Annotated in this window: 18 protein-coding genes and 1 tRNA gene; 5 read left to right on the forward strand and 14 right to left on the reverse strand. The window is 54.0% G+C overall.

From position 1 onward, the window contains the following. The first annotated feature begins 237 nt into the window (after positions 1-237). Positions 238-765 (forward strand): flagellar biosynthesis anti-sigma factor FlgM, encoded by a 528-nt coding sequence (locus VFE46_11365; protein HZZ28591.1) that lies wholly within the window; start codon positions 238-240, stop codon positions 763-765. A 143-nt stretch (positions 766-908) separates the two neighbouring features. Here the strand turns inward: VFE46_11365 and VFE46_11370 are convergent, their stop codons facing one another. From VFE46_11370 to VFE46_11385, 4 genes are all read right to left on the reverse strand, one after another. After that, entirely contained in the window at positions 909-1,148 is a 240-nt protein-coding gene (locus VFE46_11370) for a hypothetical protein (protein HZZ28592.1), read from the reverse strand. Between the two features lie 285 nt (positions 1,149-1,433). Then, the gene (locus VFE46_11375; protein HZZ28593.1) at positions 1,434-2,018 is read right to left on the reverse strand and encodes a hypothetical protein; all 585 of its coding nucleotides are present in this window, start codon (positions 2,016-2,018) and stop codon (positions 1,434-1,436) included. A gap of 38 nt (positions 2,019-2,056) precedes the next feature. Continuing rightward, the gene (locus VFE46_11380; GenBank protein ID HZZ28594.1) at positions 2,057-2,629 is read right to left on the reverse strand and encodes a hypothetical protein; all 573 of its coding nucleotides are present in this window, start codon (positions 2,627-2,629) and stop codon (positions 2,057-2,059) included. Positions 2,630-2,644: 15 nt separating this feature from the next. Next, complete coding sequence (locus VFE46_11385) at positions 2,645-3,595, reverse strand: hypothetical protein (protein ID HZZ28595.1); 951 nt, start codon at positions 3,593-3,595, stop codon at positions 2,645-2,647. 245 nt (positions 3,596-3,840) lie between these two features. Between VFE46_11385 and VFE46_11390 the strand changes: the two genes are divergently transcribed. After that, on the forward strand, positions 3,841-4,302 hold the full coding sequence (locus VFE46_11390; protein HZZ28596.1) for a hypothetical protein: 462 nt from the start codon (positions 3,841-3,843) through the stop codon (positions 4,300-4,302). 183 nt (positions 4,303-4,485) lie between these two features. Then, positions 4,486-4,989, forward strand: a complete 504-nt coding sequence (locus VFE46_11395; GenBank protein ID HZZ28597.1) for a transcriptional repressor — start codon at positions 4,486-4,488, stop codon at positions 4,987-4,989. Positions 4,990-5,083: 94 nt separating this feature from the next. Here VFE46_11395 and purB read toward each other — a convergent pair whose 3' ends face one another. From purB to VFE46_11430, 7 genes are all read right to left on the reverse strand, one after another. Beyond that, positions 5,084-6,511, reverse strand: coding sequence for an adenylosuccinate lyase (gene purB, locus VFE46_11400; GenBank protein ID HZZ28598.1), 1,428 nt, complete (start codon positions 6,509-6,511; stop codon positions 5,084-5,086). Between the two features lie 95 nt (positions 6,512-6,606). Next, the gene (locus tag VFE46_11405) at positions 6,607-8,031 is read right to left on the reverse strand and encodes a MaoC/PaaZ C-terminal domain-containing protein (protein HZZ28599.1); all 1,425 of its coding nucleotides are present in this window, start codon (positions 8,029-8,031) and stop codon (positions 6,607-6,609) included. Between the two features lie 21 nt (positions 8,032-8,052). Continuing rightward, positions 8,053-8,730, reverse strand: coding sequence for a sugar transferase (locus tag VFE46_11410; GenBank protein ID HZZ28600.1), 678 nt, complete (start codon positions 8,728-8,730; stop codon positions 8,053-8,055). Positions 8,731-8,797: 67 nt separating this feature from the next. Next, the gene (locus VFE46_11415) at positions 8,798-9,793 is read right to left on the reverse strand and encodes a GNAT family N-acetyltransferase (GenBank protein HZZ28601.1); all 996 of its coding nucleotides are present in this window, start codon (positions 9,791-9,793) and stop codon (positions 8,798-8,800) included. 27 nt (positions 9,794-9,820) lie between these two features. Continuing rightward, positions 9,821-9,893: transfer RNA gene (locus VFE46_11420), tRNA-Glu, on the reverse strand. A 98-nt stretch (positions 9,894-9,991) separates the two neighbouring features. Continuing rightward, positions 9,992-10,498 (reverse strand): hypothetical protein, encoded by a 507-nt coding sequence (locus tag VFE46_11425; GenBank protein ID HZZ28602.1) that lies wholly within the window; start codon positions 10,496-10,498, stop codon positions 9,992-9,994. A gap of 21 nt (positions 10,499-10,519) precedes the next feature. Beyond that, a complete protein-coding gene (locus VFE46_11430; GenBank protein HZZ28603.1) occupies positions 10,520-10,858 on the reverse strand; it encodes a hypothetical protein in 339 nt (112 codons plus the stop codon). A 403-nt stretch (positions 10,859-11,261) separates the two neighbouring features. On the opposite strand from VFE46_11430, the gene VFE46_11435 reads away from it, so the two are divergent. Together VFE46_11435 and VFE46_11440 are read left to right on the forward strand one after the other, a co-directional pair. Next, complete coding sequence (locus tag VFE46_11435; protein ID HZZ28604.1) at positions 11,262-11,582, forward strand: RNA-binding protein; 321 nt, start codon at positions 11,262-11,264, stop codon at positions 11,580-11,582. Positions 11,583-11,661: 79 nt separating this feature from the next. Continuing rightward, a complete protein-coding gene (locus tag VFE46_11440) occupies positions 11,662-11,898 on the forward strand; it encodes a hypothetical protein (protein ID HZZ28605.1) in 237 nt (78 codons plus the stop codon). A 112-nt stretch (positions 11,899-12,010) separates the two neighbouring features. On the opposite strand, the gene VFE46_11445 is transcribed toward VFE46_11440, so the two are convergent. The 3 genes from VFE46_11445 to VFE46_11455 all read right to left on the reverse strand — a co-directional run bounded on the left by VFE46_11445 (position 12,011) and on the right by VFE46_11455 (position 15,753). Beyond that, positions 12,011-12,922, reverse strand: a complete 912-nt coding sequence (locus VFE46_11445; protein ID HZZ28606.1) for a bestrophin family ion channel — start codon at positions 12,920-12,922, stop codon at positions 12,011-12,013. A 123-nt stretch (positions 12,923-13,045) separates the two neighbouring features. Beyond that, positions 13,046-13,741 carry a PEP-CTERM sorting domain-containing protein gene (locus VFE46_11450; protein HZZ28607.1) on the reverse strand — a complete coding sequence of 232 codons (696 nt, stop codon included), beginning with the start codon at positions 13,739-13,741 and terminating at the stop codon, positions 13,046-13,048. Between the two features lie 791 nt (positions 13,742-14,532). Next, positions 14,533-15,753: a type II secretion system F family protein gene (locus VFE46_11455; GenBank protein ID HZZ28608.1), complete on the reverse strand. Its 1,221-nt coding sequence runs from the start codon at positions 15,751-15,753 to the stop codon at positions 14,533-14,535. Positions 15,754-15,773 lie beyond the last annotated feature (20 nt).

A 15,773-nucleotide genomic window follows, 5' to 3' on the forward strand; every position in this document is an offset into this window, starting at 1 on the left:
GTATACCCGTGAGCATTGTTACCGCCGCACGTGCCCGGGAAAATCGGGTCAAGCGGCGCAAGATGGCAGTTTGTGGTTTTCATCGAAATTCCGGTAGGTCTCATCCGATGTACACATTGCGAAATCTCCGAAGCCGCGAGATCGCTTGGTGGCACAGGGATGCGGCGCCGGTCGCCCGTTGCGAAGTAGAATACCAGGGACGGCGACAACCCCAACCCGTTTGGCAGACCGCATTCCATGAGGTTCACTCAGCCCGATACTTTTCTGTGCGAAGCCATTTGGCTTGGGCTGTATCAACCCCATGGTTCGGTTCAGCCAAATGCCAAAGGGGCGTCTGCCGACCGGTGCGGATTCCCGCTCTACGTCGCTGTGACCAAGGACACTGTGACCAAGGATACTGTGGCCAGCCAATTGCCCGGCGGATTTCTCCGCTGGTCGGTCAGCTCTGATCTGCGATTGGTGGTCCGAAGGAGATTTGTCATGCAAATTAACGGCCTCTCTCAACTGCACGGTACCCAAAGCATTAACTCCCCGCATTTTAATCGGACCTCGTCGCCGAACTCGGCGGCCAACCCGTCGTCGGTCGATACCACCGACGAATTGCAGCTTTCGCCGGCCGCGCAAATGGCCAGCAAGCTAAGTGAAATTCCCGATATCCGCTGGGACCGCGTAAATGATATCAAAACCGCGATCGCCAACGGCAGCTACATGACCGACGACAAAATGAACATGGCCGTCGACCGCCTGCTCGATGAAATCGCGTAAGCGTTGATGGCCAGTGGTCCATGGTCTGTAGTCAGCCATAAAGACGCGACCGTAGACCGCAACTTCAAATCAAGATTGTCCACACACCGCTTATCGCATTGGCGATGCTTTGGTGCCCCTGGTCTGGTCCGACCGGGGGTTTTTTATTGCGCCAGCTTTCGCATCGTTTCCGTTTCAGGTTTTTTTCTTGACACAGACATCCGTTTCAGGCGGGAAAAACCGCGATTGGCCAAACGCACTGCGCCCACAGAAATCTTCAAGCGGAAATTTAGGACGTCGCTCGCTCGGTAAAACCAGTGATTTTGCCAGTTGAATTTTCCTGCATCTTTCCGCCCACGCCGAAATTTTTTTCTTGACATTGGCACGCAAGGTTGCTCTGGCACGGCAATGGCTCTCGGCCGCATGGCCGCAGTTCATTCCCAGCCCGCAGCTTGGATGAGATGAGACCTAAGCGAGCTTCGGAGTAACTCGCTTACATCAGAGTCTTGATTTCAATTGCCAAAGACCATACCAGCGAAGCAGAGTTATCACTCACGCTGATTCTTCCACCACGGGAAGCTAATGGGCATGATACCAAACGAGTGGCACAAAAATGGAAAGTTTTGGCTATCTTGTTTGATACTTTTGTAGCTAAACCGCTTAATTGTGCCTTCGCAATCGATCGTCAGCTACTTTTTTGGGGGGGCGATATCTTTTTCCTGGATTGGATCGTCACCATGTCGTTTTGAGTCGGCTTCCCATTTTTCAAAATCTTCAAACTCTTGTTCGGACATCTTTCTTCCGGTTGAAGGGGGAATGAGTAAGAGTTTAACTGGCGCAAGGGCAGCGTAATCTTTAAGTGTTTCGTCCCCTTCTCCCTTGTTAATAATGCGTCCAGTTGCTGTTTCGAGCGTAAAATATTGACTATTCCATAAACAATATACGAAAACTTTTTCTTTTGTTTCTTTCACCAGCGCATAAGCCCGAACAGGTCCTGGTAGATACTCGAAGGTAGTAAGAACTGTACTCCAGATGGAAGGCTGCTTGTCATAGTGCGTATTTTTGGGATGGCGAACCAATGATACTTGAACGCTTTGACGGCCCTCGGTTGGTTGAATATTTGCACGAATGCTAATTATTGAATCGTCCGAGAGCTTCAAATGATAAAGATCGTCTCTTGGCAAGGTTTCCTCCTGTTTTTCGTCTCCCTTTGTTGTGTAGACACAAAGCAAAACAGTGGCATACGCCATAGCGCCAATTACAACTAGCTTCATATCAGTCTCTTAATGTGAATGCAGACACGGTGACGAGTTCATCTGGGTCGTTGTGGTGACTCGATAGGCGTCACATTGTCTGGCCATGGGAGATTATCTGGTTTTTTGGGTGCTGGATGGATGACCTGTGACCGCATACAAATGCCATTTTTTGAATACACCTTAATCTTGAGTTCGTCTAGCTCGCGAAAATACTTGTAAGTAATCTTTTCGCCGGTATTCGGGTCCCTAACCGAGCTTGTGGATCCAAGATTATTGATATGCCACTGATTTTCTCCTGCGACGTATGGACATCGATGAACATAACTTCCGTCGGGTGCTGTAATATAGAAGTCCGAACCACCACTCGAGAAGCAAAACGATCCATAGCCATTCCCCAATTCATTTGGGAATTTGTAGTCAGTCTTGCCATCACCATCGAGGTCTCCTACGGGAATAGCTTCGCCATCGTCGATTTCCTTCTGGGTTGGCGGACAATGAACAAGACCAGTTGGATCTGTGTAATTGACTGGAGAGTTGCCCACATACGAATAGCCATAATTCTCGGCAGAATTAAAGTCAAAGTCGTTGCTGCCTGCGATCCAATTCCGGGTAGCTGTCAGGTTAGTCATTAATGCAGCTCCTGTTTACATGGCAGTTGCAATTTCAGTATGGACAAATTCCCGCAGAATGTCGTTACTCCTGGTGCGTCGACTCCGAATGATTCGGTCCAACCAATTTTTAGAGGCAGAACAACAAACTTTTTCCCATGTTTGGCGGGGCTTAGGGAAAGTCACGACGAGCGGTTGCGACGAATCAGAAGAGTCTTGCTGTCTCAGTCGCTGAATGGTCGGTTGCAAAAACGTGACCATCGCCCAGCGTAATTCAATTTCCGGATCACTCTTGTCTAGCGAACATGCTGCGGAGAAACAATCGGCGGCCTGCTGGCTTTCGAGATTATCGAAAAAGCATGTTCCGCGTAGATCGAGAAACAATGCAAGTTCCTCGCGCGGAGTTAAGCTCCTCAACCAGCAACCACTACGTTCTTCGAACACTGTCCAAGGAAAAGGCCACGCTCGATAGTATTCGTCTGAGTGAGTGTAGAACCCGGGGCTGGTGGCTTCGATATTAAATTGTTCGCCAGTAGAATCGTCCCACCGGCAAAAAATATGCTGCTTCGTCTTAACCAGTTTTATGGGATAACCAAGCCGTCGGCCGATCGCGGCGAAAATCATTGGTGCGGTCGTACACATCGCCAAATGACTAGTCGTCAATACCGCATGGATGAACAGGTCGCGCGAATCACTGCCATCGTATTCTCGTTCCATCTGAGCGTGATTGTATTTCACACCCAAGTGGTTTTGAAGGCAAATTTGGACCATTAACGCCCGATAGCGCGCGTCTGACCAATCGCGGTATTCAGGGAATTTCGGCTTGTTCTCAATCGCCTTGTGCGTTGCCAGACGCGCATGATCGGTCCATTGATCAAGCCGGTCGAGGCACAGGGCGATGTCCAATCCTTCCGAGCCGGGGAGCCCGACTGCACAAGCCAAATTGACAGCGGCAATGTCTTGCTGCGCGAATTCAGCACCCGACATTTGCAGCAATTGGTCGATGCTGAGCCAGGAATGATCTGGCATAGTCTACCCCTAGCATGCAAGAGCAAAAGAAAAGCTCGCTCAATATAGGCGCAGACAGCGCCAGTTGCAAGCAGCCAACGTGAATAAAATAAAATCGTAGTGAGCTGGAAAATGCAGAAGGCCACTAGCATTTTTCGCCCCGTTTTGCCGATGTGAGCTAGACTTTAGGAAGAAAGTAATCCTGCTTCCACTCGAGGCGCGTTATGGCCGATACTCAATTGCAAACCGCGGCTTACTTTCAGCCGCCGGAAAAGAATACATTCGAAACAGACACTGCCAGCCCCGCTCAAGCTTCAGGTTCGGCAGCTCACAACCGAACCGATTGGGAGCGCGTGTCCACGAAGATTTCGCTCGTGACGGCCGGCGCTGTTTTGGTGTGCCTCGTGGTCCTGGCGATTCCTTACATCACGGGAATCCAATGGCCGAAAAGCGGCAGCCTGGGCGATTGGTGGCTGTGGTTGGGCGGCGCCAAGCCCGATCAAACGTTTGAAAAGTTCGTCAAGGACGTAGGCGCCAAAAATCAACTCGACTGGGAAGCAGCCTACAAAAGATCTCCCACTTATAAGCTCGACACCACGCCAATGTACCAGTTCAACCAATCGTCGGGCATGCGGTTCAATCCGCAACCGGCCAGAGGACAGTTTCCGTCGACGGGGCAGAGGTAGGAGCGGACATTCGCGTACGAGATCGTTCTTAACGCCCGACGGATACCCTCGGGCTATATAGCTTTCGCTTGCCTCAGTGAGCAGCTAAAATAGAATCATTATTGATTTGTGCTGCGTTGAATTGCTCTTCGTCGATTCCGCCAGCCGAACCCTGGTTTTTGTCCCTCGAACGCTGGTTTCGTCATGCCGCAAGATTTCGCCCTGGGCACTGTGGAAGTTGCGCTCTCGCCGCGAGAGCGGTTCGAGGAGTATTTACAATCTCGCGGCAAGCGGATTACCCAGCAGCGGCGGATTCTGGTGGAGCAAATCGCCAGCCGACACGAACATTTTGACGCCGACCAACTGCTGTTGGATTTAAGTCGCAAATCGGCGGGCCGCAAAGTGAGCCGTCCCACCGTCTACCGCACGTTGACAGAAATGGTCGATGCCGGGCTGTTGCGAAAGATGGTTCTGGGCGGCCGGGCGGTGTACGAGCACGATTACGGTTACCCGCAGCACGATCATTTACACTGCACCGAATGCGGCAAGCTGATTGAATTCTCCAGTGCAGAATTGCTGAAGCTGCGCGAAGCAGTGGCCCGGGAACACAATTTCCGCGTGACCGGACACCGGTTGATCATCAGCGGCGTGTGCTCCCAGTGCCGGGCGGCTGCCCGGCAACGAGTACGGCGGCTGGATTTGGTGTGAGCCCACGTTTGCCTCGCTGTGCTCAGCTGCGTGTAGCCGGATGCTCATAGCATCCGGACCCGACTGACACAGTCGGGCTATTTATAAGGTGAATCTAAACATTCACATCCGCTGATTGCTGAAGCTGGTTTTTGTATTTGCGGCGGATTAGCTCGACAGTATCAGCCAAGAATTCGTCCACTTGCTGGGGTGCGCGGCCGATGAATTTTTGCGCGTTGAGTGCGATGGCGAAATCGACTTTAGCAAACGCCTGGTCGGCCTTGAGGCGGTCGATTAAATCGTTATCACCCCCCTGCTCTTTCACCACTTGCGCCGCCGCCTGGCTGTGGCAGCGAATACGTTCGTGCAAATCTTGCCGGTCGCCTCCGGCGGCGACGGCGGCCATTAAAATGTTTTCCGTGACCATGAACGGCAGCTCTTCGGCTAGGTGCTTGGCGATCACCTGCGGATAAACCACCAGGGCGCTGGCGATGTTTTGATACAAAATTAAAATCGCTTCGGTCGCCAAAAAAGCCTGCGGCAGCACCAGCCGGCGATTGGCGCTGTCGTCCAGTGTCCGTTCCAGCCACTGCGTGCCAGCCGTCATAGCGGCACTAGTTTCCAAGCTCATGACGTACCGCGCCAGGCCGCAAATCCGTTCGCTGCGCATAGGATTGCGTTTGTAGGCCATGGCCGAGGAGCCGATTTGCTCCGCCTCGAACGGCTCCTCCAGTTCCTTGCGCGAAGCCAGAATGCGAATGTCGGAAGCAGTTTTGTGCGCGCTTTGGGCAATGCCCGATAGCGCGGCCAACACTTGCGCATCGACCTTGCGCGAATAGGTTTGGCCGGTGACGGGATAAACACTTTCAAAGCCCATTTTTTGGGCGATGAGATGTTCCAGCTTTTGAACTTGGGCGTGATTTCCGCCAAACAACTCTAAAAAACTGGCTTGCGTGCCGGTCGTGCCTTTGACACCCCGAGCTTTCAACTGCGTCAGCCGATGTTCCACTTCGTGCAAATCCATCGCCAAATCGTAGGCCCACAGGCAGGCACGTTTACCCACGGTGGTGGGCTGTGCTGGCTGCAAATGCGTGAAGCCTAAGCACGCCAAATCGCGCTGTTGTTGGGCGAAGTGGCCGAGCCGATCGATCACGCTGGCCAGCCGCGCGGCCAGCATTTGCATGCCGTCGCGCAGGAGCATCAGGTCGGTATTGTCGGTCACGTAGCAACTGGTGGCGCCCAGATGAATAATTCCCCGGGCGCCTGGGCATTGATCGCCATAGGCATGCACGTGCGCCATGACATCGTGCCGCAAACGGCGCTCGTGGGCATCGGCGGCGGCGAAATCGATGGAGTCGACATTCCGCCGCAGTTCGTCGATTTGTGCTTTCGTTATGGGTAGCCCCAATTCGGCTTCCGCCTCAGCCAACCAAACCCACAATTGCCGCCAGGTGCTGAATTTTTTTTGATCTCCCCACAGCCGGCTCATTTCCGGGGAAGCATAGCGGCGAATGAGTGGGTTTTCGTAAAACTCGTGCGACATGTGGGCAAGGCCGCGGGGTTAGCGTTGAGGGGGCGAGGAATTAGTTTTCGCGGCGTGGCGACCGACGATTCATTCTAGCGATTCCGGCCGCCTTGTTACATGACATGGAAGGCGCGTAAATGTTCGAGCATGACCGGAACGGGATCGGCGTTATTCACCGGCAAAAACGTCGCCGTTTGATCCGTACCCATTCGCGGCAGGCGAGGCTTGTAAATGACGAGGCCGGCCTTGCGGTTTTTGGCGAGGGTTTGGCACAGAGTTTCGGCAGCCATTTTCGCGGCGGCGTACTCGGCCATATCGGCAGGCAGTTCCTCCACAGCCACGCTGGAGGGGTGAAACACTTTTCGCAGCCCCACGCTTCTCAATGGATTTAACACGTTGAGGAAGCCAGTGACGTAATAATCGCAGAATTTTTGAAACAAGCTGGTCGAAAACAGGCCTTTACTGCCGGCGAAAATAAACGGCGTGGCGAAATAATAAAGGTGCGTGGGATTCCAGCCGGCCAGCGCTTCGGCCAGCGCGCTTTGCTGGGCATCCAATACATTGAGCTGCAACGCCGAGGCTGCGCCACCGCCGGAGATGATGTCTTGCACCACGCGATCTGCCTCGGCAAGCCCTTGATGGTAGGTGATTTTTACTTCGGTCCCACCGGCTGCCAAGAGCTTGGCCGTAACTTCGCCCAAACCACGCGAGCCACCGACGACAAATGCTCGTTGACCAGCAAATTCACCGGGCCGAACGAGCGGCTTCAATTTCGCAAATCCGGGCTGTTCATGTGGCGGCGGTCGCACAAACGCTTTGATGGTGCCTGTTAGTCCCGGCGCGGTAATGCTCATTAAGACCAGACCGAAGCGTTTTTCTAACTTCGTTACTTGGTAGCCTAGCGTGCAGCCGGCACGAGCTGCGCCAGGGGGATCGGCGGCGGTCAATGTGAATTCTGAAAATACGGAATGCAGGCCGGGGCAGTCCACTGCCACCAGCCGTGTTGCGGCGAGCATAGCTGCAATGGTGACTGGCGAGACGCACTTCGTTAAATGCGGAAACATTTGCGCGCCGGCGACCAGATTGAAGTGCAACGGCAGTTGGCCGGACTTATGCGCAATTTCATCCAGCGATAAAGCGTAGGAAGTTTGCTTTTCCGGAAAGCCCGCATCCACCGCACCCGCGAAATTACCATCGGACTTGGCCCATTCACAATCGATGCTGGTCACCAGCGATTGTTCGCTGGTCACTTCAATTCGCAACTGGGTGTTGGTAAGCGGCGAGATGGAGACCTGCGCTGCGACACCGACCGGCAATGCTTTGGGAAAGGAAATTTTTAGCGATCGCAATTCCACAGGCCCGGTTTGCTGTTCCAGCCAGGCCTCCAAACCCCATAGCAGCGAGTGGATGCCGTGCACGACCGGCGCGCCGTACATCAGCCGCCGCGCTGCCAGCGCATCCAGATGCAACGGGTTGTAATCGCCCGAAAGTTGAGCGAAGGCGAGCTGATGTTCGGAAGTGAAAGTGATTGATTTCATTGCCGCAACGGCAGTGCGCTTTCAGTTTTTTGTTACATTCGATTCCGGTTCAGCCGCGGGCGCTTGAACCGACGACAGTGCTTTGGTGGGAACCGCGCTGAGCTGCTGGCCATCTTTCCCGTAGACGGTATTGGCCCGTAACACGACCCAAGGCGTGCGGAGCATGATTTTAAAATCCAGCCACAGGCTCCAATGATCGACGTACCAAAGATCTTCGGCCACGCGCTCTTCCCAGGTATGAGTGGCGGCGCCGTTGACTTGCTGCCAGCCGGTGAGGCCGGGGGGTAGATCGAGCCGGCGGCGTTCTTCGGCCGTCCACAAGTGCGCGAAATTGGGAACCAGCGGCCGCGGTCCGACAATGCTCATTTCGCCGCGGAGCACATTGAGCAACTGCGGAATTTCGTCAATTCGATACTGCCGCAAATACCAACCCAATTTGGTAATTCGTGGATCGCTGACATGCACAATATTGCCTGTTCGCTCGGCATCTTGGACCATCGTGCGAAATTTGAAAATGTTGAACGTGTTTCCCCGAAAGCCGAGCCGCTCCTGGCGGAAAAAAACGGGGCCTTTGGAAGTCAGCTTGATGGCCGCAGCAAACAGCAGCAGGAAAGGAGAAGCCAGCAGCAAAAATGCCGCCGCCAGCAGAGCATCTGACACCCGTTTGATAATGAGCCCAATTGCGCGAGGAATAATCACGCGAGCAATCTCCGGCGGAAACTCGGCGGCAAGGAAGCGGATTGAGAGGCCGTTTAAGCACCTGATTCTAGTATATATCGCTGTCGGCCATCTCCAGTTGCCAGGCATTTTCCTCGGATAATTGGCCGTGATCGCCCTGCAAGTCCAAATGGCAGAAATTACTGTTCCGGCCAGTGAGTGCCAACCCGGCCTTACCCAGCGCCGCGCTTAATTCGCTGCGGCCTGTGGCCCAGGTTGAAATTCGTTCGACCTGCCAATCGTCGACCAGCTGTCGGAATACCGACGCCAGCAGCTCATCAGCGGCATTTGCCGCTGGAGGCGCCATTCGCCAATCGAGCAAGTGACCGTAACGCACGCCCTCGCGCTGATAGCGCTTGGTTACGGCATAAGCGGTTACGTGTGACCCGTGCGAAATGGTGTGCAAAACGTATTCGCCGCCGGGTCGATCGAAAAACCGCCATCGCAACCAGTCGGTGGAGCGTAAACCGCAAATGTGCGGATCGTCGGCCGCGGGATTGAAATCGTTGAAATCCAAATGAGTTGGCATCTGCCGCCACACTTGGATGTTTTGGACCGGCGGATGCGCGGCAGCCTGATCTGTGGCAGCGCTGCCGCTGAGCAGGGAAAGCGGTCCGTCCCACTCCACAATTTTTGGCAGCGGTTGCCAACCCAGAAGTTTGCAATGCACAACGTGCGAGTCGTCTTTGGGAAATGCGTACAGCCAGGCCCAGCCTCGCTGACGGGCAATTTCGTATGCCAATTTTGCCAATTGCACAAGCGCGGACACACTGCGGGCCTCGGGCAACAGCATCGCTCCAACGGCAAGACCTGCGATGCCACGCCGCTGCTGAAACCAAAATGCGCAAGGTTGTACGGCATAGTGGCCCACCAAACGCCCATCGCTTTCGATTACTGAAATAGCCGCGGGCCCATCGGGAGACGCTTGAAAAAACCAGCGCCATTGTTCGGGCGTCATTTCGAGCTGAAACACCTGCCGATACAAATCGAGAATGCCGTGTTCATCACCGGGCTGATAAGGGCGACAGTTCGAGCTTGTGCTCATAGATTGCAGCCCTGCCGGCGTTAAAAATACCCCCACGGGGAGTCGAACCCCGGTTTTCGGACTGAGAACCCGACGTCCTGGGCCACTAGACGATGGGGGCGTAACCGCAACAGAAATTTAATATCGCAGCCTATCGCCGGTTGTCAATTGGGACTGCGGCGAATGCAGCCGGCGTACGCTAGCGCAAACCTGCGGGTTTCAAACCTTTGCGAAAGCCGTCGGTCGGAAGCCTTCGCTTTGCAAATCTTGTGAAGCGCCCATCGTGGTGGCGAATACCCTTGCCGACGGGCGATTTTTGTTCGTTGCGCGCGATGTGGCTGGCGACAAATCAGTTGACGGTGCAGTTCTGATCCAAGCCACGGGCATCGTTGGTTCGGTTTTCGCGCCGGTTACGGGGGACGAATCCAGAGTTATGTCGCTCAGTATCTCGTCCAGCACAGGCAGTTGGCAATCATCAAGCATTGGGAATCGCACTCGGTAAACATCCGTCGGCACCCAAAAATTGCCAGTGCCCATGCCGCGGAGAATTGGATTTGTCTCCGCGCCAGGCGCGATCAAGCCCGGCGTGCTTTCCTTGCCATGCGTGCCCTGATGATTGATCCAGGTTTTGTCCAGCACTTGGCGGCCGAAGTCGTGGTCGTATCCCGGCGTATTGCTGTCGACGCTGTAGTTTGCGAATGTCTCGTCGGCTCCGATTTTGAACATGCATTGCCTTGCGCAAACCGATCACAGGTTTGCCGGTCTGCAGGAAATCGTCAATATGCTGCATTTGCCATCGGGCAATTCACGGTAGCGGGTGAAGATAATCATTAAGGCGGCCGAATCGAGTGCTTCCAGTCCGGGAATGTTGTGTAAGTCTTGCGGATTGATTTCGCCGGTCGTCAGGTCGATTGCAAACAGGGTTTGTGCGTTCAAAGCCGTGGCGCATGGCACGGCTAAGATTTTTGCCAATTGCGGCAGGGCGCATTCAACCATCGCGGGACGTGAAAAGTGGTTAATTATTCCGTAGCGGCCCAATTTAGTGACTGGCGTTTTGTTCAGATTTTGATAGGATGAATCAACCATCGATCCATTGGATTTTCCATTGGATCAATGCTTGGTCCAATGGCTGGTCGTCGCCAAATTGAAATAATGCAATGGCGGCCGGGCACTTGACCGGAGGTTGGCCGCAGCTGCTGTACTTTTCCTGGAGAAAAACAGCTGCGAACAGCCATTGCTACATCGTTTTCATCCAAATCAAGCGACGCCCAATGGCTCTTTTGTGGTACTAGCAAATATCAGCCTGCCCCAGAGCCGCACCGGCGACCTTCGATGCCGCTTAACTTGAACTGAATACTATCCTAGGGGCAAGCGCCATTGGCAGCGCAAAAAGCATTCTTGAGGAGCAGAAATCCGGCGAGTTCTGACAGAGCTATTTCTGTCCCGGGAAATTTTTGGTCCGTATTTTGGCACATTGAGGAGATCGAACATGAGTAAGAATTTGTATGTGGGCAACCTTGCGTTCGGAGTGACCTCCGAAGAGCTGCGCGAAGCGTTTGCGGAGTTTGGCAATGTCACTTCTGCAACCGTGGTGATGGATCGTGAGACAGGCCGATCGCGCGGATTCGGATTCGTCGAAATGTCGGAAGGAGGCGAACAAGCCATCGAGAAACTAAATGGAACTGATTTGAAAGGTCGAAATATTACGGTCAATGAAGCCCGGCCGCGTGAAGAGCGTGGTGGTGGCAGCGGTGGTGGTGGTGGTGGACGGGGCCGCGGTGGATACGGCGACGGTGGACGGCGTCACTAAAAAGTGTTCGTTGCAGGTGGCCGTTGATTGGTCGCCGGTGTTTCGTTGTTTGCTGTTAGCACAAAGGAGATTCGTATTCATGACCGCAACTGAAACCGCCATTTTGACATTTTTTCGCCGCTATCAAATCGGCCCCCATCAAATGTTGTTTTTCAATTCCGGCGACTGCAAACTGGGCCCCGGTTCGTTCCGCTCCGCCATGCAGTCGCTGGTAAGTCGCGGATTGGTCATCAAAGAACGACGTGCTCAAGCGTATTCACTTACCCGAGACGGGTACGATCTTTCGCTGACGGTCGAGGGCGAGATAAAGCGTTAGAGGCAGAACCGCGCGGTGTAATGACCAATCGTGCGTTGGGTCAATCGCGAAAAGGGCGCCGCTTCCTTCTGATTCCCAGTTCCCTCCGGCTTCGGGCGCTATGATCCGTGAGCTACTGCTCGTGCACAGCGGGCGGGGAAAGCGTGATCGCCAAATCTCCTCTTAAATTTCGCTCGATGGTGGCGGTAATTTCATCCAGCGGCAAATGCCCCAAATTCTCGGTGGCGAATGGGTTTTGCAATTCAATTCCCATTTGGTCCAGCGCCATCAGCGGGAAAGCGACCAAAATGGTAATCAAGGGAATCAACCAAATTGCCGAGACTTTGTGGAGCAGTCCGAACGGCAGCGTCACGAGGAACAGCATCAAGAAGCGATGAATTTCGATCGAGTAGACCAACGGCAGCGGCGACTTCAAAATACGCTCACATCCGCCCAGATGATCGATCAATAGTGCCCGCTCCCGATCTGCCTGTAGAAAGGCAAAGTGATCCATGTGAAACTTCTCGGTTGCATCGCGTAACAGTTTGGCAAGCGTTAAAGCGACAAAACTGGGCGCGTGATCGGCCGCCGAAATTTGAGCCGCCGCTTCCTGCCCCACCAAGACTGCAACTTCGGGGCAATTTCGTTGGCCGCGAAGGCTGGCTCGCGCCGTGTGTGCAAACGCCGCGGCCCACTGCACGAACTGTTGCCGCCAATGGGTGTCGTTGGGACCGTATGCTAAAGCAGTGATGACAAGGTTTCGGGATTGATTGACCATGCCTCCCCACAGCTTGCGTGCTTCCCACCAGCGGTCGTAACCGGCATTGGTGCGGAGTACCAGGAGCAATCCCAGGATGCCGCCGGCAATTTCGTAAGGCGCAACATCCAGCCCCAAGTAGGTATTGAACTGGTGTTCGGCGTACCAGGCGGCTGCGCAAACCATTGCGGCAATCACGCCGAATCCAATCACGTGAAGCGTGATGTGCAGCAGGACTGAATTACGAAGCGCCAGTGCTTGACGCCAGAAATTCGCAAACCACTTCATGTGGTGGGTCGTCCATCGCTTTGACGAGTTGGATTGAGGCTGGTCGGAATGACGACAAAGTAAAAACAGACCGCTAGCACATGAGAACAGGTCGGCACAGAAACACGAGCTACAGCCCAAAAGTTAGAGGCAAGTCCGAGAGAACTTCTTTCGGGCGAACAACAGCCCCAGGGCGCCTAAGCCGGTTAAGGCCAGCGTGCTGGGTTCCGGCGTGGGAATGTTGGTGCCGCCGGTATTGGGAACGGTAACGATGGTATCGGGCGTATTAAGGCAGGAGAACGCAATGCCGAACGAGGTTTGCAAGGCCTGAGCAGTTGAAATGTTACCCCAGGGAACCGGATCGAGCACTAACGGCCCGCTGGGGGTATCGAACGTGGCGGTACTCGTCGCATTATGTGGATCAGGCGTGGAGCTGTTGCTAATGGTCAGCATGGTATTTCGATAATCGGCAAACGGAGTGTCGCCTGGCCCCGCTGGAACCAATTGCAAACGAAAAATAATCGAAGAACCGGGATCAAGATCGGCAAACGATATCGTCACAGAATCGTCGGCATTCGTCGGCAAAATCGTAGGCGAGGTAATGCTGGGGAATACGCTGGCACTGGCTCCAGCAATGGGATCGATGTTGGTTTGAATTACCGCTAAGTCCTGCGTCAGATTATGCATTTGAATGGTCAGGCTGCTAATCGGACTTTCCGACGAAGGATCGTTTGTGATTTCAATGTATGGGCGCTGGCGCAAGTACACCCATTCGGCTGCCGTGGTATGCAATCCAGAAGGAACGCCGCCATTTTCCAGCGACGTTAAGTCCTCGGACATAGAAATACTGTACGTGCAATTGGTCGCCCACGAGGTATTAGCCAACAGTAAACAAAACGCGGCGATGGCTAATCCGACTCCTACAACGCGTGCCGTCCTGGATAATACGGGATGCGCGCAAACCATGATCCCCTGTTCCTTTCGGCAACGATACCGCTCTTGCCAAAGCGCGGGCTTTGCCCTGTGAGCAAGGCCCGAATTCGTCGTCAGATCTCTTCTCTAAAGATCACTGCCGGAGCGCGCCAGGCCGGATGCCACGTTTAAACTTACGACGACGAAACCAACAGACAGTGCTGGATTCCACGATGCCGCTTGAAAGGAGGGCGATTTCGAAAAATTGATTCGTGCTCGCGCGCGGTGTGCGCATTCCTCGATCCAAGTTGCTGTGCAATGTCTGTTAGCGTCGCGCTGAAAGAAAACTATAGCGCGGGCTTGGCGTTACTCGCGTTCCTCGACGGCCTACTTCTTGTAAATTCCGACCGTTTCCGTCGGCCAGAACCTGTTCCCATGCCTCTCAACGCATGTTAGTTATGCTATCTGTGCGAGTCAAGAGAAATGCAGAAAATAGTGAGATTCGGCGGATCCTAGGGTTTATGCAGGAAGCGATGCCATTGCTTAGAATAACCATAAGTCTTTATCTTTAAGTTACTTACGTAGTTTAATTGACGTTGAAAAAGTAGCCAATCAAATGTATCCATCCAAATGTGTAATGCCAACTTTGCCCTGGAATGGCTATTTAAGAATTTGTGCGGCCCTCCGCACGGCAATTTCATTCGCGGAAGTAGTACGCGTTAGGTCGGCCGGCTGAGCGAGAAGATAGGCATGAGCAGCGACAACCCAATGCCCCCGACAACGAAGCCCATGCCGGTAATCATGATGGGCTCGATGAGGCTGGTGACTGTTTTGAGCGAAGTTTCCACTTCCTGGTCGTAGTACACGCTTACTCGCTCCAGCACTTCGTCGAGTTTACCCGTCTCTTCGCCGGAAGCGATCATTTGTACTAACATCGCTGGGAATAGCGGATCGCCGCGCAGCGTCTCACAAATTCGTTTGCCCGCCGTCACTTGATCGAGTACGCGCGACCACAGCTTCTCGTAATAATAATTGCCCGTGACATCGCCCGACAAGCGAATGGCATCCAGCATCGAAACGCCACTGGCGATCATCGTGCCCAGGGTGCGAATGCTGCGGCTGATGGCCACCTTGCGAGACATGGGTCCCACGATGGGCGTGTTGATTCTCACCCAATCCCAGACCTGGCGTCCCGGTTCGGTGCGTTTGCCGTAAAAGAAGCCTGCCACCAAGCTGATGGCGCCCATCAACCACAAATACCAATAGTTAATTAGCATCTCGGAAGCGCCCATCATCAATTTGGTCGGTCCGGGCAAGCTCTTCCCGCGACTTTGAAAGATGGGCGCAAATTTGGGCAGAATGTATGTCAATAAAAAAATGGTAACGGCCGTCGCCACGACCATCATCACCGCTGGATATGCCATGGCCGCGCGAACTTTGCTGCGGGTCTCAACTTCTTTTCGCAAATAGATGGAGACGCGGTTCAGCATTTCGCCAAGTTTGCCGCTGGCCTCGCTGGCTTTTACCAGCGAAACGTATGTTTTGTCGAAAACTTTTGGATACCGAGCCAAAGCAGCTGAAAAATCTTCGCCTGCTTCTACACTGCGTTTAAGATCGTTCAGCACGCTGCGCAGCGACGGATTTTGCTCTTGCTCGGCGATGCTGCCTAGCGCGACCGAAAGCGTGATGCCGGTATCGACCATGATGGCCAACTGGTTGGTGACATAAATCAGGTCGTACTTACGAATGCGGCGGGGAAATAAACCGCCCAAGTCTTCGGCATCTTCGGAGGCGCTGGCTTCGTTCCCCCATTGCATGGGGCCAGCTTTCATTGGGCTGGTCAAGGCCGGCATTTTTTGCGTGCTGGCCGAGGCGGAGGCCGCGGCGCCGTTACGGAACGGAACCGAAGATGAACGTTGGTTTTGATCGCGGAGCGGCATCGGAAACCTATTGGTAATGG

The organism is Pirellulales bacterium (genome assembly GCA_035656635.1).
In the GTDB taxonomy this organism is placed as follows: domain Bacteria; phylum Planctomycetota; class Planctomycetia; order Pirellulales; family JADZDJ01; genus DATJYL01.